The organism is Lysinibacillus sp. NPDC048646 (genome assembly GCF_050272295.1).
Lineage (GTDB): Bacteria > Bacillota > Bacilli > Bacillales_A > Planococcaceae > Lysinibacillus.
Map to the genome: position 1 here is coordinate 20,222 of NZ_JBNNLZ010000005.1, position 19,127 is coordinate 39,348.

Genomic DNA, 19,127 nt, shown 5'->3' on the forward strand with positions numbered 1-19,127 from the left:
ATCCTATTCAATTCACGTTTAAAAAGTGAATGTGAGTTCGGTTAAATAATATGAATCAATTCATCGTGTTCGTTTTTCAAAATCGTATTTAAATCATCCCATACTTCATCTGGATAAGAATAATCTGATAGGTTGCGAATTTCAATGCCATACGCTGCTTTAGGTTTTTCAATTCGATAGAGTGACAATAGTGCCCCGTCTTTCGCGAAGGAGCGATAAGCTCTCAAAAACTCTGGTGTGATTGAAGGCGTACTGGATTGCACTTTCCGACGCCAAAAGCCCGTGCTACGTTCTTTTTCACGTATTAAACTATTAAAAACATTGGCAACTAGCAAATCTGAATCACTTAAATGACGAAAATAAACTTTCGTCATTTTTTCCACATCAGAAGAATAATAGACAAATCGATTTTGTAATTTATTAAAAAATGGAGAAGTAATTGGTTCTTTTTTATGACTTAGGTAGAGTAACTCCCCTTGCTCCATAGGTGTCAGCTGATTTAATTTTTTTTCATCCATGAAGTCTACCCAACACAATTCTTTTGACTCAGGCGCTTTTTTTACAAAATGAGAAACTTCTTCATCTGATACATAGTCAAACTGTGTATGCATATTAAACGAGCCGTCTTCATAGGAATGTTTCAATAACAGTAAGTGATGCAGTGGATCTAAAGAAGCTACGAATTGCGCGAGCTTAAGGCCACTAAAAATGACAAATTTATCGACATCATTCATATGAACATAAATATGGTACATAAAATCTTCAGCTGACTTCAATTTCTTAGCCACACCCATCACCCCATTCTTCATATCATTATAAAACTAAACCGAATTTTTTTGAAACATTTTATGCTGATTGTCGTCCCAACAATATACGTAGGCGGAAAAACGTTTTTTGCGTTATAATGTTTATGTTCTACATGCGTTAGCGCGCAGATTTTCAAACTATTTTATTTTAGGTGGCTTTTATGGAAAATAAACGAAATTTCGCGAATCGTTTCGACTGGACACTCGCTTTTATACTTATCACTTTCCTTGTCATTAGCATATTAGCTATTGCATCGGCGCAAACTTCAGGACAATATGGCATTAACTATGTACCCAAGCAATTTCAATGGTACGTGATTGGTGCAGTTATTATTGGTATTGTCATGTTTTTCGAACCAGATCAATATAAAAAAATGGCTTGGTATATGTATGGAGCTGGTATTGCTCTCTTAGTACTTCTTATTTTTATGCCTGATGGAGAAGGACAAATTGGTGCACCTGTTAACGGTGCTAAAAGCTGGTTTCATACACCTTTAGGGAATATTCAGCCCTCTGAATTTATGAAAACATTTTACATTTTAGCACTTGCACGACTAATTAGTAAGCACCATGAGGTCTATTCTTTAAAATCATTAAAAACTGATTTCATTTTACTAGCTAAAATCGGTGTGACTTTGATTATACCACTAGGCATTATCATGCAGCAGCCAGACCTTGGTTCAGCACTCGTGTTCTTTGCTATCACCGCTGCACTGGTTATAGTTGCAGGCATCTCTTGGAAAATAATTTTGCCGACTTTCGTTGGTGGTGCAGTAATTGGTGGTGCTCTCCTATGGATGGCACTATATATGCAGGATTTCTTAGAGAAAACTTTCGGCTTTAAGGCTTATCAGTTCGCCCGTATTTATTCGTGGCTCGATCCCTATTCATATTCATCAAGCGATGGCTACCATTTAATTACTTCATTGAACGCCATTGGTTCAGGTGAAATTTTTGGTAAAGGTTTCCGTGGTCGTGAAGTTTACGTTGCCGAAAACCATACCGATTTTATATTTACTGTTATCGGTGAGGAATGGGGCTTTATTGGTGCAAGTATCGTTATTTGTATTTTCTTCTTGTTGATTTATCATTTAACGAAAACAACACTTTTATTGAAAGATCCGTTCTCAACTTATGTGTGTGCTGGGATTATTGCCATGATTACGTTCCATGTCTTTGAAAATATCGGCATGACAATTCAGTTACTACCGATTACAGGTATCCCTCTACCTTTCATTAGTTATGGTGGGAGTTCATTGATGGGGAATGCACTTGCGATAGGACTTGTCTTTAGTATGCGTTTCCATTATCGTACGTATATGTTTACAACTCACGATGAAGATGATTAAAAAGCCAGCCATTACAGATGCCAAAGATATAGGAAATGGGTAGTCTCAATTTTAGGAGACTACCCATTTTCATTTTAAACGAGTTAAGCTTGAACTTGCGGTGTTTGCGTTGGCGGTGTGAGTACTTTTAAAAGCTCAAGTCGAGACTTTGTAACAGTAGCTTTCACACCCAACTTCGATAAATTCGAAACAATCTTTTTCAAATCTACTTCCTTCGTCATACGTTCCACCTCAATCTTTCCTCGAATTTTATAACGTTTGATTTACAAAAAAGTTTCAATTTTATATGTGTAAGATGTCTGACAAGTATATCTGTCTCTATCATACCATTTAACTTGACATTATAGTTTTTCAATTTTGTTACAATGTAAATTTTATTTACCCGCCAACTCTTGCCATCCTCAACATACCCTATATCGGTATATAAACATTATACTGTAGAACTAATCAAGGGGGCTATATGACAAATGATACAAATCAAAATGCTCAAAAAAAGTCGCCGTTTACTCGCTACCCCAGATAGCTATAGTTAAATTATTTACCTATCTTGTCCTATCTATTCGTACATCAAAAAAATTCTTCATCCTAAATCAATTATTTTTAAGTATTATGTGACCAACGCAATGAATTAAAATCCTTAACCAAGATACTTTCTCAAGTACTCGCAGATGAGCTATCTAATGATTTCTTGTAATAGCAAGAACAAGAGAGGTAGAATATACATACTGAAATATCGTAAGAAAGCAGGGAACTGTATTATGAAAAAGGCTATTCTATTGTTAATGTCTGTTCAATTTCTCGTCTACCTAGGTTTCGGAATTATTATTCCTGTTTTACCAGAGGTTATTGTCCAGCAAGGCTGGGATGATATACACGTGGGTGGTTTACTGACTGTGTATTCACTCGCAAGTTTTTTTACTGCACCACTTTGGGGAATGCTATCTGATAAGGTTGGGCGCAAACAGCTCATTTTAATGGGACTAATAGGCTTTAGCCTAAGCTTCGTTATTTTCTCTTTGTTTATAGATAATTTAGCCATTCTATACGTATCGCGTGTTGTAGGTGGTTTATTCTCAGGCGCACTATACACAGCCGTAACAGGCTTTATAGGTGATATGTCTAGCGAAGAAGATCGTAATAAATACATGGGTCTAATGGGCATGTCCATCGGTCTTGGGTTTATTTTCGGTCCAGCTATTGGCGGTATGCTCGGCCATTATAGCTTGCAATTACCTTTTGTCACTTCTGCAGCTTTAATCGCACTATTATTTATTTATGCAAATATCGTCTTAAAAGAACCTGACAAACGAAAAAATTCAAAAAAACGTGCAATTGTACCAAAAGGTGCTGGCAAGATGCTTCAATACCGAGTGCGTTATTTATTTATGTTTTCTTTTTTAGTGACATTTATGCTAGCAGGCGTAGAAGCGACATTCCAACTATTCCAAATTGACCGTATTAACATTACGCCATTACAGATTGGTTATTTATTTATGTTTAGCGGCTTTGTGGATGCGGCTATTCAAGGGGGTGTCGTTCGACGAATTAAAAATGGAGCTGAGACATCTTGGCTAATTGGCGCTCAAATTGTTACTGCACTTGGTATGCTTTTATTTACTTTAACTGCTAATTTAGTCATGGCTGGGCTAGCGCTTTGTGTCTTTACAGCTGGAAACGCTATTGCAAGAACATGTGTTGTCTCTCTTTCTTCCAAAGAGTCGGGTGGTCAATATGGTACGGCTGCAGGTCTTTCTTATTCAATGGATAATTTAGGTCGTATAATTGGGCCGCTCTTCTTCACATGGTTGTTCACCATGGAATCTAATCTTGGCTATTATATGTCAGCAGGAATAGCCATTGTATCCATTACTTTAATTTTTGTTTATAAATCTTCAAATAAATCTTTACGTCTTGAATAATTTAGCTGTTAAAAGCCGTAACCTATAATAATTCACAACTTTATATATGGGGTCAAATACGTAAAAAGGTATATCGATCATATGTAAAGAATATTGAATGCTTTTATGTGTAAAATCGGAGGGCTTTACATGAACAAAACAACAAGTCTTTTACTTCCTAAAGAGCTCGAAACGTTTCGTTCTAAAATTGAAGATACACTTCTTTCAGCGGTGATTATCTCGCCATTTAAACGTTCAACTTCGATAACGGAAAGTAAATTTGCTGGTGAACCTTACTTACCTTATTATCAAACATACCCGAAAGATATTACAGGTGAGCCAATGCGCCTATTAGCTCAAATAAATTTTGCAGAGATGCCTACACTACAGGATTTTCCTTCACAGGGCATTCTTCAATTTTTTATCTCATCTAATATATTTGCCAACGCTGCACATTACCAGGAGGATATTTTCCAGCAGTTTTATAAAATACGATTTTACCCTACAATAAATACTGACATAGTTGTTCCTTTACAGGAGACATCTGTGAAAGCATTAAATGATTGGTTTCCTATTAGCCAGGAACTAGCATTACAATTCCAACCTGGACAAGAGCCTGTTTCTGCTTTAGATTATCGTGCAGCACAATATTTACCAAATCTAAAACTAAATCAGGATGATGCTAATTTGCAGGAAATATATTTACAGCATTTTTTAGGTGCTGGTGCAAAAATAGGTGGTTACGCCTATTTTTTAGAGGAAGATATTCGTCATGAATCAAAATTGCTTCAGCGTTATGATGTTCTTTTACTACAAATTGATTCGAATGATGAATTTGGTATAATGTGGGCTGATAGCGGTGTCGGGAAATTTTTCATCAACCGCGAAAGACTACTTCAAGAAGATTTTTCAGATATATTATTCCAATGGGAACATTATTAATGATATTACTGAATTACCCCGAACTAACTTTCGAGGTAATTCTTTTTTCATGATTACAAGCTATTAACATATCTTCTTACATTCCACCTGTGAAGTAAGCTATACTAAATATATTGGAAATATAGTAAAGGCAGGTGCAGGAATGAGCATTTTTACAGATGTAGAGCATCTAGTACCTATAATTTTATTCATTAATATTTTATCAGCAATGACTATTATTTTTTTAGAGCGTAAAGATGCTACTTCTACTTGGGCATGGGTTTTAGTACTATTTTTCCTGCCATTAGCTGGGTTCATTTTATATTTATTGTTGGGACGACAATTGCGAAAAAAGCATTTGTTCCGTTGGGAAGGTCGCAAGGATATTGGCATAGATACCCTTATTAATTATCAGAAGGAAACAATTCACGACAATACGTTTGAGTTCCGTATCGAAAATGCTGAAAATTATAAAGAAATGATTTATATGCATTTAATAACAAATAATGCCGTGTTGACACAGGATAACCACATTACTATTTTGGTTGATGGCGCCGATAAATTCGAGCAACTCCTTAAGGATATAGATGCAGCAAAAGACCATATCCACATTCAATATTATATCTTTCGTCTAGATGATTTAGGAACTCGTATTGTCAATGCACTTATAAAGAAGGCAAAACAGGGTGTGAAAGTTCGACTCTTATATGATGAAATGGGCTCACGAAATGTTAAAAAGCGCCACTTTAAAAATCTTCTTAGTGCAGGCGGAGAAGTAGAAGTGTTTTTCCCATCTATTCTACCGCTTCTTAATCCGCGGCTAAATTTCCGAAATCACCGTAAAATCGTTGTTATTGATGGACGTATTGGTTATATAGGTGGTTTTAATGTCGGAGATGAATATCTTGGACTACAAAAGAAATTTGGTTACTGGCGAGATACGCATTTACGGATTGAAGGTAGCGCCGTACATCCTTTACAAACACGTTTCTTACTAGACTGGAACCAGGCATGTGCACAACAAAAAATGGGGTATTCAGACCGCTACTTCCCTGCTATTCCTAAAAAAGGTGATGTAGGCCTACAGATCGTATCAAGTGGACCCGATTCCGATTGGGAGCAAATCAAAATTGGTTATTTAAAACTTATTAATATGGCAAAAAAATACATTTATATTCAGACACCCTATTTCATACCGGATGTTAGTTTTTTAGATGCCATTAAAATCGCCACCCTTTCAGGCATCGATGTTCGGATTATGATTCCAAATAAGCCTGACCACATGTTTGTTTATTGGGCTACATACTCTTACGTAGGACAATTGCTTCGTGCAGGTGCAAAAGTTTACATTTATGAAAAAGGATTTATTCATGCCAAAGCCATTATTATTGATGATGAAGCGTCGACAGTAGGAACGGCAAATCTTGATGTTCGAAGTTTCAGCTTAAACTTCGAAGTAAATGCCTTTATTTATGATTCCACAATTTCCCATCAGTTGGCGGAGATATTTGAGAAAGATATTTTCGATTGTACTGAGTTAACATGGGAAATGTACAAAAATCGTTCGAGTTTAATCAAATTTAAAGAATCCATTTCCCGTTTACTAACACCGATACTTTAAAACGCTTTATACTTTCAAAAAAGAGGTTATCTCGATTTCTATCGAGACAACCTCTTTCTGTTATTTAACACCTAGGTATTCTTCTAATGTTATACTTTTCTTCTTAATTTCCTTGGCAATGTCGATGCCAACATAACGGAAATGCCACGATTCATACATGTAGCCCGTAATGTCTTCTTTATTTTGAGGGAATCGTAAAATAAAGCCGTATTCCTGAGCATTCTCCACTAACCATTTCCCTGCTGGTGTTTCACCGAATTCTTCAGTAAGCCATAAATCATCTTTACCCCGTTCGCCAATATCAAAAGCTAAGCCCGTTTGATGCTCTGAATAGCCTGGGCGCGCACTATAACGGTCTGCAGCAGCCTGTCCATCACGATTGACATAGTTTTTGTATAAGGTTGTTTGATATTCAAAAGAACGATAACCACTAAACGCTACTAAATCGAATCCCTTTTGTTGCTTCGCAGCAGCTAGCATTTTTTCTAGAGCTTGACTTGCCTCTGGGTTTACGTCAGGTGCAAAGGTCGATGGAAGCGGATAGATTTTATTTGCTAATAGGATACCGTCAATATATGTAGGCTCCGTTGGTAAGGTTTGGTTCGGTAAATAACCATTTTCATCAGGTTGTTGCTCTGGTTGTTCAATTGGTTTTGTTGGATCATCTGTTGCTGGTTTATCCGTTGCTGGAGTATCTTTTTTATTTGCCTCTGTTATTGGTTGCTGCTCATCTGACGCTACATTTACTTGATTATTTTTATAGTAAACAACTACGAAAATAGCTATTATTAACGCCGCTGACATTAAAGCACCAATGATGAGTGGTAGACGGTTGTTTTTCACTGTATTAGCCCCTTTTACGTTTAACCTATATGAACGGGTTATTAGGGCTCCCTACTTTAAAACAGATATTTAAAGTGGGAGCTCAAGCACCGTAACTCGATTAAAGCTTCACTTTATCTATATAGTTTTATTTTAACATTCTTCACATTTTTTAGTGTACCTTTTCGCCATTATTCTATTGTTAGTCCGTTAGAATGATAAAAAGCACAACTACTGAAGCGATTGTGAAAAAGATAGCCATATACTTCATCCATTTTGCTTCTTTCACGTAACCTTGCTCTTTAAAACTCTTAGCTCGAAAACCATTTGATAATGCAAACATTATCGTCATTGCAAGTACAGCAAAATTAAAATTACCCATAATTATACAAACAATAGCCGCAATACTGAAAATAGCGACGAGAATCGATGATAACCACTTCGTGTTCATCCTGTTGTCCCCCTAAAAAAATCGAGGCTACATAAGCGCCTCGACATACATTTTTTATGATTTTACTTTTTCGGGATGCTCCGAATAATATTTTCGTCCAATATAAGTTTGAATAATCAGTAACGCACCACTTACAGACCAGTAAAGCGGTAAGGCTGCCATTGAAGACATTGAGATAAAGACAATCATAATTGGTGAAATATAAATAAACATTTTCATCTGTGCTTTTTGCTGCTCTGGTACCGTCCATAGTGACACACGCGCTTGAACTAAATAAACAATCCCCGCAATAATGGTCATAATGATATCTGGCGAACCTAAGCTAAACCATAAAAACATATGTGATTTAACATCGGCTGAATATAAAATCGAAAAGTAAAGACCCATGATGATTGGCATTTGGATTAACATCGGTAAGCAACCCATATTTAATGGATTAACACCATGTTTTGAATACAAGGCCATCATTTCTTGTTGGTACTTCATTTGTTCTTCTTTTGTCTTAGCTTCCTTCATCTTTTTCTGAACTTCTTCCATTTCAGGCTTGAAGGCATCCATTTTTGATTTCATGATTTGTTGCTGACGATAGTTTTTCAACATAATCGGCATTAAGACTAAACGAATAAGCACTGTAATAGCGATAATCGCTAAACCGTAACTACCTGAAAATATATCGTTCCCGAAAAACTCAAGTAAAAATTCCATAGGCTTTACAAAAATACTATAGAAAAAGCCTTCTTTGTTCTGAACTGCTTGACAGCCACTAAGTACAAAAACCACAAGACCAAGCATTGAAAATAGCTTTAAATTTTTCATTTATCCACCTACTATTATTTTTCAACTAATGTGAAGTATACCTTATAAAGACTATCTTTATCAAATAGCAAGCGCTACTAATTCAATTACTTCTAGGCTTCATCGTAAGAGAGTCTAATTCGCATAAAAAAAGATGCGAGCTTAGCATCGCTAACATGTCCGCATCTTACTGTATGTTCGAAAATTGCTTACAAGGTCCTTCTACATTTAAAACAATCACAATATCAATTATATATTTTGAAGCTCAGACTCCGCCATTTCAAAACGATAAAATTCGTGATGTAACTCGTCTCGGAAATGCTTAGGTGTAACTCCTGTATATTTCTTGAAAATACGAGTAAAGTAACTTTGGTTACAGAAATGGAATTGATCAGAAATAGAAGTAATGCTTTTATTTGTATGGCGTAAATAGTACTGAGATTCCTCAACACGGCGAACATTTAAATATTCGACAAGTGTAATCCCAACATGTTCTCTAAATATACGCGATAAGTGACTTGTACTAATATGGAAGTTATTTGCGATGCTCTCTACTGTTAGGTCATTTTCTAATTCATCGTTTATATACATAATCACCTTATTGACAGTCTGGTGACGGAAAGTCGGTTGCTTGCGATCTGCGATAAAATAGACAAAGAAATCAATTAAATCGTCGGCAAATTGCAAAAACTCTGCGTCCTTCATTTGATTTTCAATCATATCATTACAGGCAATATTAAAGGCAAAAGCTTTCTTCGAAGGTACCTGATTGTCAAGTAATTTACGAGCAACAATCGACGACAAAACGGAAAAATAACTTCGAACAATTTTAATGACTTGCTTGCCAAAACGTATTGAAAGAATATCAATTATCTCATGCAAAGATTTCTTAGCCTTTGCAGATTCTAAGTGATAAATTTCAAAAATTAATTTCGACTCAATATTAAAAAATTCTTCAACACCGATGTATTGATTAATATTATCAATTTCTTGGAAGTATCTTTTTGATATCGTTTCTGACATTGAATGTTGATGTAGTTGCATAATCTTCCCCATCTTTCCTCAGAATGCACGAATAACTTTACAATATTTGACACCATTCTACATAATTTTTTAAATAAGAAAATAGCATTTACTTATTTTGGTATGAATTGGGTCCTATTCCACCAGTATAAATTGACTATAACTTAAAAATAATCCAATTAAAACACCAATTGTAATAAAAGTAGACTATACAGAGGATTTTATCATATTCTGCGAATTCCTTTCAACCACATTTTGACTTCCTCCCTAGTTCTTATTTATCACATAGGAATAGTAGAAACCTAGTAAACTTACTTAGACCCAATTAAATTTTACCATATATGTAACAAAAAAATTAGTAATTAATTAAAATTTGTTACATTTTCTGTAATGTATTTTACACCTTTTTATTTCACATTCGACATTTCTCTATTTTATTCCTAAATCTTCTCTATATAATTTATACGAATATGTAGTAAACTAGATGATAATACTATTTTTAAAAGTTCAAATGAGGTGTTAATAGTGGATCCAAAACAAATAGAAGAAATCATGGAGATTATTAAGGAGTTCTTCCCAGAGAATACTTCCATCGCAATTTCCGACACAAACGAATACTTGTATTACCAACCAAGCAAAAAAGTTGATTTAAAAATCAAGCCAGGTGACCCAATTAAAGAAGGCTCAGCTGCACATAAAGCTTTAAGCTATGGGCAAAAAATCAGCACGTATATCGAACCTGATGTATTTGGCGTTGCTTATTTCGGCATGAGTATCCCTTTAATGGAAGAAGGCGAGACAAAAGGTGCCATTACTGCTATCTTCCCACAAAAGCCATCAGCGTTTTTAACAAATTACATCACAATCAAAATTGATGATTGCTGGTACCCTATCAAGCATGACCAAGTCATTTATCTTGAAACCCAGCTTCGAAAGACATTTGTTAAAACAATGGGGCGCGAAGGATATCACCGACTAAATTTAAGCGATCTTGAGCTATTTTTAGCACCTGATTCATTTATTCGATGCCACCGCTCATATATTGTAAACATTGACTACATTGATGAAATTCAACCAGACTCACATTCCACTTTCTTATTAATCATGAAAGACGGCACACGTATCCCTGTTAGCCAACGCTATGCAAGCTACTTCCGTCGTTCTTTAGGATTTTAAATTATTAAGGTACAGCGAGCATTTTACTTTTCAAAGTGCTTGCTGTATTTTTTTCTTTTTAATAAGAATTTTATGTCAGTTCAATATAGGTGGCGCTATAATAAAACGTTTTCTCTGTCGAAAAAGCGTTCTTATGCTCGAATTTCCTTTTTTTAAACAGTTTAATGCTGTTTATAAAGTATTTGTGACAGATTGGTGATAGTATTATTCAAATGGTTGGTGTTATACTACAACTAAATAAACAGAAAATTCTTATAAGTTTTTTCTAGTTTTGTAATCGGTTTCCATCAAAACTTTTTAGGGGAGGATTTTTTTAATGGATGCAATTATTCAAAAACGTTTAGGTTTACAAGAGCTTGAAAGCAAAATCGTTACAGCTGATGTAGCTGCAGCACTTATTTCTGATGGTGATGTAGTAGGTATGAGTGGTTTCACTCGTGCTGGGGACGCTAAAGTTGTTCCAATGGCATTAGTAGAACGAGCTAAAAATGAAAAATTCAAAATTGATGTATATACAGGCGCTTCTTTAGGCCCTGAAGTAGATAAATACTTAGCTGAGGCTGGCGTTATTCGCAAACGCGGACCTTTCCAAGGCGATGCAGGTATCCGCAACCTTATCAACTCTGGTGATATCCAGTATGTAGATGCACACCTTTCTCATAACGCTGAATTAGTTCGTCAAGGGATTATGGGCCCAATTAAATATTTAATTCTTGAAGCTGTGGCTATTACAGAGGACGGATTTATTATCCCTACAAACTCTGTAGGTAATTCACCTATCTTCGCTGAGTATGCAGAAAATATTATTATCGAGTTAAATATCTCTCACCCAGAAGCTCTAATCGGTATTCATGATATTTATGTACCTGCTGAGCAAGGTGAACGTGAAGCAATTCCAATGACTGATGCTACACAACGTATTGGCGAAATCGGGATTAAAGTAGATCCAGCTAAAATTAAAGCAATCGTGATTTCTGAAGAACCAGATGCTCCTTCATTAATCGTTCCTCCAGATGAAGAAACACAAACAATGGCGAATATTTTATTAGACTTCTTCCGCGATGAAATTAAAGCTGGTCGTCTAACTAACAAATTAATGCCATTACAATCTGGTGTAGGTTCTGTAGCAAACGCTGTACTTGACGGCTTCGCTAATTCAGAGTTTGAAGATTTAGTTGTTGCTTCTGAAGTACTCCAAGATGCTGTATTCAACTTAATCGATGCTGGTAAAGTTAAATTTGCTGCAGCTACTTCAATTACACTTACTGAAGAATTACAGAAAAAAGTTTATGGCAATTTAGAAAAGTATGCTGATAAAATTTGCTTACGTCCACAAGAAATTTCTAATCACCCAGAACTTATTCGTCGTTTGGGCTTAATCTCAATCAACACAGCTCTTGAATTAGATATTTATGGTAACGTAAACTCTACACATGTATCAGGTACAAAAATGATGAACGGTATCGGTGGTTCTGGTGACTTCGCACGTAATGCGCGTCTTGGAATATTCGTAACAAAATCATATGCTAAAGGCGGAGCGATTTCGTCTATCGTACCAATGGTTTCTCACGTAGACCACACTGAGCATGACGTAGACGTAATCATTACTGAACAAGGTATCGCTGATTTACGTGGACTTGCTCCAAAAGAACGTGTACAACTAATCATCAAAAACTGTGCTCACCCAGATTACAAAGAGCAATTATGGGATTACTACAACCGTGCTGTTGAAGCAACTGGTAACCAACAAACACCTCATATTTTAGAAGAGGCACTTTCTTGGCACGTTAATCTTGCTAAAAACAAAACAATGAAAAAAGAAGTTGTAAAAGCTTAATTTATAATTCTAACGCCTAATAAGTTCATTTCGACTTATTAGGCGTTCTTTTTTTGTCGAAAATGGTATAATAAAATAAAATCGGTGGGGACTTATTCTTCCCCACCGATTTTATTGAGTTCTACAAGATGCAATAAACTTTCAAGTGTACTTTTGTCCAGTACTTATCGTGAACATGATTTCCTTCAACTGCGTTTTAGTTGGAAATGTTCGTATCCCTTTGTACGGATAAACCCACTAAGTCGTAATTTGTAACAGGAGGAGCTATGAAGAAATTTATCTATGTAATTATATTCTTTTCATTTTTTGACTTATTTACTCAGCTTCCTGTAATGAGTACATATGCAGAATCTTTAGGGGCATCTGCCTTTTTAACTGGGCTAGCTGTTGGCATGTATTCCCTTTCTAATACGTTCGGGAATATTATTTCAGGTTTTTTAACTGATCGTAAAGGACCGTTTGTGATTTTAGTAATTGGTCTTTTAACTACAGGTCTCTCGTTAACACTTTATAATTTAATAGCAGAGCCATTTGCTCTACTGGCTGTACGATTTGTACATGGCTTAGTAGCAGGTTTTATCGTCCCAGCTGCGTTTACATTCCTAGCAAATGCCACCGAACAAGAAAAACGTGGTAAGGGTAGTGCAATTTCGGGTGCATTCGTGGGAATAGCAGCTATCATTGGACCAGCATTTAGCGGTATTTTAGCAAGTCGTACAAGCGTACCTTTCGTTTTTAATATTACAGCAAGTTTTATGTTACTTTTAGGTATTCTAGCTACTTTTTTGCTTAGATCGAGTAAAGTAACTACGGAAAAAACTGCACCCAGTACATATATACCTATTCGTGTATTTTTTAATAATGCCGGTACGTTAAAAGCCTTTTCAGGTGCATTCTTTTTAATGTTCTCACAAGGTGTTATTGCCTACCTACTTCCCTTAAAGGTACAGTCTTTAGGCTTTGATTCTCGCTTAAGTGGTACACTAATGAGTGCATTTGGCGTTATTGCTGTACTCGTGTTTATTCTGCCTAGCAATCGCATTTTTGACAAAGTTGCCCCCATTAAAACGTTGTCACTCGGGATTGGCTTAATGGGGATTAGCCAAATACTTATCAGTCAGGCTGACTCCAGTACACTGCTTTATATGGCGATGATTTGCTATGGTGTTGGCTTTGGATTCTTGTTTCCTTCAGTAAATTCACTATTAATTGACTCGACGACAGTTGAAATTCGAGGAAAAGCATACGGTTATTTTTATGCCTTTTTCTCACTAGGCGTTGTATTAGGCTCCTCATTGTTAGGTTGGCTCTCACTCGGTATTGTCAGTGGATTTATTTTCACTGGATTAGTATTAATAGGCTTTGCAGTTATTACAGTCATTCCTAAAAGAAAACCTTCTCATCGTTAAATGAGAAGGTTTTTACTTACTTTTCTTTTTCCTGAATCTCTTCGTTGTAAAAATGGACGCCTGTATGTCCGCCACCTTCAGCAACCATTTCATTTGATGCTAACTTCGTTGGAGATGTCCCTGCTTCTGTCGCTACCTCAGTAGTTATACGTTCGGCGATTCTTTCATCCATATTAACATTTGATGTATTCAAATAAGATTCAACTTTGGATTTGGCACTACTAAACATATTCAATGCTTTATCACGGTTTTCTTTTTTGCTTAAATAAGATGCTGCTAATCCTGCTAATCCTGCAAGTACAACACCTGTTCCTTTGCGTTTTGCCATTTTAAATCCCTCCTAGAAATATAGAAACTGGCCTTATAATATAGCTTTTCCCTATTCTTAGAGGTCTAAACATTATTTTTTCGCCTTATACAACATATCAAGGTGCGGCAAGCTATCATAGATATAGCGCTCTGAAACTTGCTTGAAGCCAAAAGAACCGTAAAAATCTTCTAAATACCCCTGCGCCTGAATGAATATCTCTGAACCTGGCCATTCTTTTTCGATTGTATTTATAGCTAATTGCACCATTTCCTTACCCAGTCCAGTGCCACGTACTTCTTCATTGGTTATCACACGACCTATCGATGCCATATCAAATTTTTCTCCCGGAGGTAATAAACGTGCATATGCGAATATTTTTCCATTTTTAACATATGATAAATGTATAGAGTTTTGATCATGATTATCTAAATCCTCATAGCATGTTTGTTGTTCAACAATAAAAACATTTACTCGTAGCTGAATAATTTTATACAGTTCTTCCGTCGTTAATTCATTATACGTCTGTATTTTCCAAGACATTATCTATCACTCTCCCACTCAATATTATCGCACAATTCTAACTCCTTTTCGTTATCCAACTTTATTTTGTAATTATTTATGATTATAACTAACAAACTAAGGGAATTAATTAATTATTACAATTAATAGGAGGGTGATTTGTGTGAAAGATTTAGACTTACTATACGATTGGGTTGATATGGCTTCATTATTGGGGGGAGCAGGTTTCTTAACTTTTCTAATCTACAGTGTAATTCTACTATAGGGAGCGTAATTAATGATTTGCAGTAAAAGCTGAAAAGGCAATCCGCTTACTAGCACAAGGCTACTAGCAGATTGCCTTATTTTTTTAAAAATCCAAGTATCTCCATTAGTTTCGGTCGACATAATGTCAAATGTCGCGACAGTGCTCTACTGTTTTTACTTTATTGTTTTACATCATCATAGGCATCGGATTTTTCAAATGCAGCAACTACATATGAACAAACGGCTTCCATTTTATAATCGTTTTCACGTGCATAATCTGCTGCACGATCTAATAATTTTTTGGCCACTCCTTGCCCACGGAGCTTGTCTGAGACATATGTGTGATCCATTACCATCACTTGCCCCTGTTGCTGCCAAGTAATTTCTGCTAATCTTTCCCCTTCTTGCTCATATACAAATGCAAGCTTATTTGATGTACCATTCTGTAATTGGAATTCCATTTCTCACCACTCCTTTTTTTCATAGTAACACAGCCTTTTGTTTTTTCATAAAGATAGTGAGCGTTCGATTCGCACGCGTTTGCCTTGTGAAAATGGTGGCTTACCGAGTGTTTCTAGTGGCTCATCTGACGTAAAACCTGGCTCGTCTGTCGCAAGTCCATATAAAATCCCATTAGGCTCTCTAAAGTAAATTGAACGGAAATAGAAAAGATCCACTTCTCCAGAAGTTTGAAAATCTAGTGCACGTAACTTATCAGACCATTGTTCATATTCTTCGACTGTTTTGGCCCTGAACGCCACATGATGTACACTTCCTCTGCCGGCACGCCCTACTGGTAAGTCTTTATGTTCTTCAATGTGCATGCACCTCTGCTCCAGGACCGCCCTCGCCTGTAGTATAGACGAGGATATCTGGCCGTCCCATTACGGACGATGGATAGCTACCTGCCTTTTTAAAACCAAGAACATCAGATAAGACGCTTTCAGTCTTGTCAGCCGTACGTACCGTCAACGTGACAGGTCCAAGTCCAACGATTGCATGCTCTGCTGTAATACCCTCAGTCTTCCAAGGCTAACCATATGGCACACCATTACCATCATCAACTACAAGCATTAATCTTGCACCTTCAAAGTCACGGAAAGTAAGTGTTTGTCGTCCAAAGCGTTCGATAATATCATCACGTGTTACCCCAAAAGCATCTAATTGTTTTAGCCAAAACTGTAAGGCTTTATTCGACTGAATACGCAAAGCTGTATTAGAAATACTAGAAACACCAGGTCTAGTCCGTGCTGCCATTGGAATATCAAAATACGTCATATCTGTCCCTGGTGTACCAACCGCATTTTCGTAAAGAAATGAAATAAAACAAAAAAGCTCAACTGCCATTGTGACAGTGAGCTTTACTATTTTTATTTAAACCAAGATGAAATCGATTCTTTTAAATTGGCGAAGAAATTTTTCACACCTGTCCAGAAACCTTCATCTTCCATTAGTGCACCGAACTTTTCTTGTAACGTATTACTAATATCATTTAATTGATCAGACCATTTACTAAAATCAATATCTAGTTTACTAATTTTGTCCATTAAATCTATTAACAGTTGTCGATCCTTCTCACTTAAATTTATTTCTAGCTTATTTAACTGCTCTTGCACGATTTTTTCAACATCTTCACGTGTTGCCGGCTTTAATTCTGCTATTTGTTTTTTTATTTCTGTTAGTAGTTCTGCAACCTTTGCATCATCTACTCCAGATGACTCGGCAAGAGAAGTTGCTACTGACAGTTCTTCATTGGCAACGTCTGTGCGCTCAATATCTAGCGTTTCACCAGTCTTCACTTCATAAGCTTTATAAATCCCTACAAGCGCTGAATGACCCGTTACAGCCTTTGGCGCAGCTACCTGCACTGAAGCATCCTCAATACCTGCTGTCAGCATCGCATTCGCATACATTTCAGATGTTACTTGTGTGATGTTTGAGGGTGTGACAATCTCAATCACTAAGCCCTTCCCTGCATCCTTGCGCGTAATTTTTGCAGAGGAATACATGCGTGAACTGGAATTACTGTCTTTAATGTATTTCGCTAAGTCTTCTCCTGATACTGTAATTTCTTCAGTTTCAGGTTCTTCGTTTACTTTTAATGACTTTTTGACAGATTCCTTTTCCGTCTCTGATAAGTTTGCACCATATACCACGATTGGCACACCAAGTTTTTCATCAATTGCTTTTGTTGTCGAATTATCGGCCGCAAATCCTGTTGCTGGTGCCATCACACCAAATACTAACATAGTAGCAGTTAGCACTTTCATCCATGTTTTTTTCAAATTGTGTGACCCCTTTCGCTAGAAAAATCATTTAGCCTGTATAATGTATGTCACTATACAACTATTAGTACGAAAAAATGACGAGAAGGTTTCAAGCATTCTCTCGTCATTCGTGTGATATCCATTGAAGGATTATAAGATCCATTGCGCGTCTACAAGACGACGTTTCACTTTCCCTACACAAAACAAAACACTGAAAGAAGTTAAATTTCTTCTGTCCAGCCATTTTGTTGTTTTATCTTGCCAGCTTTCATAAGTGTACCTAGCGCACGTTTAAATGCAGCTTTACTCATATGGAACATTTCTTGAATTTCTTCTGGTGAAGACTTATCACCAAATGGCATTTTGCCACCAACATCCTGTAAATAGCTTAAGATTTGTTGAGCATCACCAGTAATGCGCTCATGTTTACGTGGTAAAAGTGAACCGTTCATAGAGCCGTCCTCTTTTACATCAATAATACGTACATCTATGTCTTGTCCAAGACGAGGTTCTGCAGAACGCTCTGATTCATGGACGAAAATGCGATATGGTACTTCTACACCTAGTAAAAACGATCCTACTGGCAATAAACGATATGGTCGTGCTTTAATATTTTTATTGTGCAAATCTTCAAATGCACCTTCATATAGCTCCAATATTTTTTCTTCCGTTGCTAGACGCCCAAATAAATCTCCATTACGATCTGTGCGCAATGTCATAAATAAATGGTCGCCCACTGCTGGCCAAACCTCGTTTATGGCAGGTAGATCTTCAGCTTTTACAAGTACCTCACGTGATGTCCCAATATCAACAAAAGCTCCTTCACGTTCCACCACTCGTAGTACGCGTGCCCAGCCATACTCACCTTGTGCAAATGTTGGAATAGCAGTTGTAGCCGCTAAATCTCCACGGCGATCCGTGAATAAAAATACTTGAAGAAGATCACCCACAGCAAGTGGTTCTGTGACCTCTGAAGCATTTAATGGTAATTCGGCTACCCCATTTGTTAAGATCCATTTCGATGCTTGTTGCTCTAATACAGTTAACGTTACAACTTCACCTGATTTTAATTCGTTCATAATGTCTTCCTTTCCTTCACACCATCAATTTCGCAAAATATTTTACTCCGTGCTACTAACGGGTACTAGGGCGTCCACTCCAATACAACAAGATAGTGGCAGGTCCAGCAACCATAAGTAACTGATTAAAGTTTCACTTTTATAGGTTGTGCTGTGATCTAGATGCCTCTAATTTTTTTGCGATGTCTGGATTTTCTTCCATTACCTGCACAAGATCAGCAATTCGATCGATTGAATTCCAACTAAGATGGTGCTCAATTCCTTCTACATCATTGTAAATGCGTTCTTCGTCTACACCAATGATTCGTAAAAATTGCTCTAGCAGTTCATGGCGTTGTACAAGACGCTTTCCAAGTTTTTCTCCTTTTGGCGTCAATGTAAGACCACGATATTTTTCATAAACTAAATAACCATCTTTATCTAATTTTTGAACCATTTTCGTAACAGAAGAAGGAAGAACAGATAATGCTTCCGCTATGTCAGACACACGAGCATACCCTTTATTAGCGATTAATAAATATATTTGTTCGATATGGTCCTCCATACTTGGTGTTGGCATATTCTATTCCCTCTCTTTCATTTTCTTACTCTCTATTTT

The 19,127-nt window shown here is 36.5% G+C and carries 22 protein-coding genes; 7 read left to right on the plus strand and 15 right to left on the minus strand.

Annotated features, from left to right (window positions below; translation table 11 throughout):
- Nucleotides 1-41 precede the first annotated feature (41 nt).
- Entirely contained in the window at nucleotides 42-794 is a 753-nt protein-coding gene (locus tag ACQKII_RS07745) for a hypothetical protein (RefSeq protein ID WP_427458010.1), read from the minus strand.
- 173 nt (nucleotides 795-967) lie between these two features.
- Here ACQKII_RS07745 and ACQKII_RS07750 point away from each other — a divergent pair, with 173 nt between their 5' ends.
- Nucleotides 968-2,155, plus strand: coding sequence for an FtsW/RodA/SpoVE family cell cycle protein (locus ACQKII_RS07750; RefSeq protein WP_427458012.1), 1,188 nt, complete (start codon nucleotides 968-970; stop codon nucleotides 2,153-2,155).
- An 83-nt stretch (nucleotides 2,156-2,238) separates the two neighbouring features.
- On the opposite strand, the gene ACQKII_RS07755 is transcribed toward ACQKII_RS07750, so the two are convergent.
- Nucleotides 2,239-2,376 carry an Lmo0850 family protein gene (locus tag ACQKII_RS07755; RefSeq protein WP_167395997.1) on the minus strand — a complete coding sequence of 46 codons (138 nt, stop codon included), beginning with the start codon at nucleotides 2,374-2,376 and terminating at the stop codon, nucleotides 2,239-2,241.
- A gap of 537 nt (nucleotides 2,377-2,913) precedes the next feature.
- On the opposite strand from ACQKII_RS07755, the gene ACQKII_RS07760 reads away from it, so the two are divergent.
- The 3 genes from ACQKII_RS07760 to cls all read left to right on the plus strand — a co-directional run bounded on the left by ACQKII_RS07760 (nucleotide 2,914) and on the right by cls (nucleotide 6,595).
- The gene (locus ACQKII_RS07760) at nucleotides 2,914-4,074 is read left to right on the plus strand and encodes an MFS transporter (RefSeq protein ID WP_427458014.1); all 1,161 of its coding nucleotides are present in this window, start codon (nucleotides 2,914-2,916) and stop codon (nucleotides 4,072-4,074) included.
- A gap of 129 nt (nucleotides 4,075-4,203) precedes the next feature.
- Nucleotides 4,204-4,995, plus strand: a complete 792-nt coding sequence (locus ACQKII_RS07765) for a YwqG family protein (protein WP_427458016.1) — start codon at nucleotides 4,204-4,206, stop codon at nucleotides 4,993-4,995.
- Between the two features lie 142 nt (nucleotides 4,996-5,137).
- The gene (gene cls, locus ACQKII_RS07770) at nucleotides 5,138-6,595 is read left to right on the plus strand and encodes a cardiolipin synthase (protein ID WP_427458018.1); all 1,458 of its coding nucleotides are present in this window, start codon (nucleotides 5,138-5,140) and stop codon (nucleotides 6,593-6,595) included.
- 60 nt (nucleotides 6,596-6,655) lie between these two features.
- Here cls and ACQKII_RS07775 read toward each other — a convergent pair whose 3' ends face one another.
- From ACQKII_RS07775 to ACQKII_RS07790, 4 genes are all read right to left on the minus strand, one after another.
- The gene (locus ACQKII_RS07775; RefSeq protein WP_427458020.1) at nucleotides 6,656-7,438 is read right to left on the minus strand and encodes a M15 family metallopeptidase; all 783 of its coding nucleotides are present in this window, start codon (nucleotides 7,436-7,438) and stop codon (nucleotides 6,656-6,658) included.
- A gap of 181 nt (nucleotides 7,439-7,619) precedes the next feature.
- Nucleotides 7,620-7,868 carry a hypothetical protein gene (locus ACQKII_RS07780; protein ID WP_427458022.1) on the minus strand — a complete coding sequence of 83 codons (249 nt, stop codon included), beginning with the start codon at nucleotides 7,866-7,868 and terminating at the stop codon, nucleotides 7,620-7,622.
- A 54-nt stretch (nucleotides 7,869-7,922) separates the two neighbouring features.
- The gene (yidC, locus tag ACQKII_RS07785) at nucleotides 7,923-8,684 is read right to left on the minus strand and encodes a membrane protein insertase YidC (RefSeq protein ID WP_427458024.1); all 762 of its coding nucleotides are present in this window, start codon (nucleotides 8,682-8,684) and stop codon (nucleotides 7,923-7,925) included.
- 228 nt (nucleotides 8,685-8,912) lie between these two features.
- Complete coding sequence (locus ACQKII_RS07790; RefSeq protein WP_427458026.1) at nucleotides 8,913-9,707, minus strand: helix-turn-helix transcriptional regulator; 795 nt, start codon at nucleotides 9,705-9,707, stop codon at nucleotides 8,913-8,915.
- 504 nt (nucleotides 9,708-10,211) lie between these two features.
- On the opposite strand from ACQKII_RS07790, the gene ACQKII_RS07795 reads away from it, so the two are divergent.
- The 3 genes from ACQKII_RS07795 (at nucleotide 10,212) to ACQKII_RS07805 (ending at nucleotide 14,108) form a co-directional block, all read left to right on the plus strand.
- Nucleotides 10,212-10,862, plus strand: a complete 651-nt coding sequence (locus ACQKII_RS07795) for a LytTR family DNA-binding domain-containing protein (protein WP_107925438.1) — start codon at nucleotides 10,212-10,214, stop codon at nucleotides 10,860-10,862.
- 316 nt (nucleotides 10,863-11,178) lie between these two features.
- Nucleotides 11,179-12,699, plus strand: a complete 1,521-nt coding sequence (locus tag ACQKII_RS07800) for a succinate CoA transferase (protein WP_427458028.1) — start codon at nucleotides 11,179-11,181, stop codon at nucleotides 12,697-12,699.
- A 266-nt stretch (nucleotides 12,700-12,965) separates the two neighbouring features.
- The gene (locus ACQKII_RS07805) at nucleotides 12,966-14,108 is read left to right on the plus strand and encodes an MFS transporter (RefSeq protein WP_427458030.1); all 1,143 of its coding nucleotides are present in this window, start codon (nucleotides 12,966-12,968) and stop codon (nucleotides 14,106-14,108) included.
- 16 nt (nucleotides 14,109-14,124) lie between these two features.
- On the opposite strand, the gene ACQKII_RS07810 is transcribed toward ACQKII_RS07805, so the two are convergent.
- From ACQKII_RS07810 to mntR, 9 genes are all read right to left on the minus strand, one after another.
- A complete protein-coding gene (locus ACQKII_RS07810; protein ID WP_427458032.1) occupies nucleotides 14,125-14,436 on the minus strand; it encodes a hypothetical protein in 312 nt (103 codons plus the stop codon).
- A gap of 72 nt (nucleotides 14,437-14,508) precedes the next feature.
- Complete coding sequence (locus tag ACQKII_RS07815) at nucleotides 14,509-14,958, minus strand: GNAT family N-acetyltransferase (RefSeq protein WP_427458034.1); 450 nt, start codon at nucleotides 14,956-14,958, stop codon at nucleotides 14,509-14,511.
- A gap of 404 nt (nucleotides 14,959-15,362) precedes the next feature.
- Nucleotides 15,363-15,644: a GNAT family N-acetyltransferase gene (locus ACQKII_RS07820; RefSeq protein ID WP_427458036.1), complete on the minus strand. Its 282-nt coding sequence runs from the start codon at nucleotides 15,642-15,644 to the stop codon at nucleotides 15,363-15,365.
- A 45-nt stretch (nucleotides 15,645-15,689) separates the two neighbouring features.
- Nucleotides 15,690-16,007 (minus strand): VOC family protein, encoded by a 318-nt coding sequence (locus ACQKII_RS07825; protein WP_427458038.1) that lies wholly within the window; start codon nucleotides 16,005-16,007, stop codon nucleotides 15,690-15,692.
- Entirely contained in the window at nucleotides 15,997-16,155 is a 159-nt protein-coding gene (locus ACQKII_RS07830; RefSeq protein WP_427458040.1) for a hypothetical protein, read from the minus strand. The genes ACQKII_RS07825 and ACQKII_RS07830 overlap by 11 nt, the downstream gene beginning before the upstream one ends.
- A 60-nt stretch (nucleotides 16,156-16,215) precedes the next feature.
- A complete protein-coding gene (locus tag ACQKII_RS07835) occupies nucleotides 16,216-16,530 on the minus strand; it encodes a hypothetical protein (protein ID WP_427458041.1) in 315 nt (104 codons plus the stop codon).
- A 23-nt stretch (nucleotides 16,531-16,553) separates the two neighbouring features.
- Nucleotides 16,554-17,468, minus strand: a complete 915-nt coding sequence (locus tag ACQKII_RS07840; protein WP_427458043.1) for a DUF1002 domain-containing protein — start codon at nucleotides 17,466-17,468, stop codon at nucleotides 16,554-16,556.
- A gap of 203 nt (nucleotides 17,469-17,671) precedes the next feature.
- Entirely contained in the window at nucleotides 17,672-18,529 is an 858-nt protein-coding gene (locus ACQKII_RS07845; RefSeq protein WP_427458045.1) for a CvfB family protein, read from the minus strand.
- A gap of 139 nt (nucleotides 18,530-18,668) precedes the next feature.
- A complete protein-coding gene (mntR, locus tag ACQKII_RS07850) occupies nucleotides 18,669-19,088 on the minus strand; it encodes a transcriptional regulator MntR (RefSeq protein ID WP_010860342.1) in 420 nt (139 codons plus the stop codon).
- Nucleotides 19,089-19,127 lie beyond the last annotated feature (39 nt).

Coding starts and splice junctions, on each gene's coding strand:
- yidC (WP_427458024.1), bottom strand. CDS start 8,684: ATGAAAAATTTAAAGCTATTTTCAATGCTTGGTCTTGTGGTTTTTGTA.
- ACQKII_RS07835 (WP_427458041.1), bottom strand. CDS start 16,530: ATGGCAGTTGAGCTTTTTTGTTTTATTTCATTTCTTTACGAAAATGCG.
- ACQKII_RS07790 (WP_427458026.1), bottom strand. CDS start 9,707: ATGCAACTACATCAACATTCAATGTCAGAAACGATATCAAAAAGATAC.
- ACQKII_RS07815 (WP_427458034.1), bottom strand. CDS start 14,958: ATGTCTTGGAAAATACAGACGTATAATGAATTAACGACGGAAGAACTG.
- ACQKII_RS07750 (WP_427458012.1), top strand. CDS start 968: ATGGAAAATAAACGAAATTTCGCGAATCGTTTCGACTGGACACTCGCT.
- ACQKII_RS07800 (WP_427458028.1), top strand. CDS start 11,179: ATGGATGCAATTATTCAAAAACGTTTAGGTTTACAAGAGCTTGAAAGC.
- ACQKII_RS07820 (WP_427458036.1), bottom strand. CDS start 15,644: ATGGAATTCCAATTACAGAATGGTACATCAAATAAGCTTGCATTTGTA.
- ACQKII_RS07745 (WP_427458010.1), bottom strand. CDS start 794: ATGGGTGTGGCTAAGAAATTGAAGTCAGCTGAAGATTTTATGTACCAT.
- ACQKII_RS07755 (WP_167395997.1), bottom strand. CDS start 2,376: ATGACGAAGGAAGTAGATTTGAAAAAGATTGTTTCGAATTTATCGAAG.
- ACQKII_RS07810 (WP_427458032.1), bottom strand. CDS start 14,436: ATGGCAAAACGCAAAGGAACAGGTGTTGTACTTGCAGGATTAGCAGGA.
- ACQKII_RS07760 (WP_427458014.1), top strand. CDS start 2,914: ATGAAAAAGGCTATTCTATTGTTAATGTCTGTTCAATTTCTCGTCTAC.
- ACQKII_RS07765 (WP_427458016.1), top strand. CDS start 4,204: ATGAACAAAACAACAAGTCTTTTACTTCCTAAAGAGCTCGAAACGTTT.
- ACQKII_RS07825 (WP_427458038.1), bottom strand. CDS start 16,007: ATGCACATTGAAGAACATAAAGACTTACCAGTAGGGCGTGCCGGCAGA.
- mntR (WP_010860342.1), bottom strand. CDS start 19,088: ATGCCAACACCAAGTATGGAGGACCATATCGAACAAATATATTTATTA.
- cls (WP_427458018.1), top strand. CDS start 5,138: ATGAGCATTTTTACAGATGTAGAGCATCTAGTACCTATAATTTTATTC.
- ACQKII_RS07780 (WP_427458022.1), bottom strand. CDS start 7,868: ATGAACACGAAGTGGTTATCATCGATTCTCGTCGCTATTTTCAGTATT.
- ACQKII_RS07805 (WP_427458030.1), top strand. CDS start 12,966: ATGAAGAAATTTATCTATGTAATTATATTCTTTTCATTTTTTGACTTA.
- ACQKII_RS07845 (WP_427458045.1), bottom strand. CDS start 18,529: ATGAACGAATTAAAATCAGGTGAAGTTGTAACGTTAACTGTATTAGAG.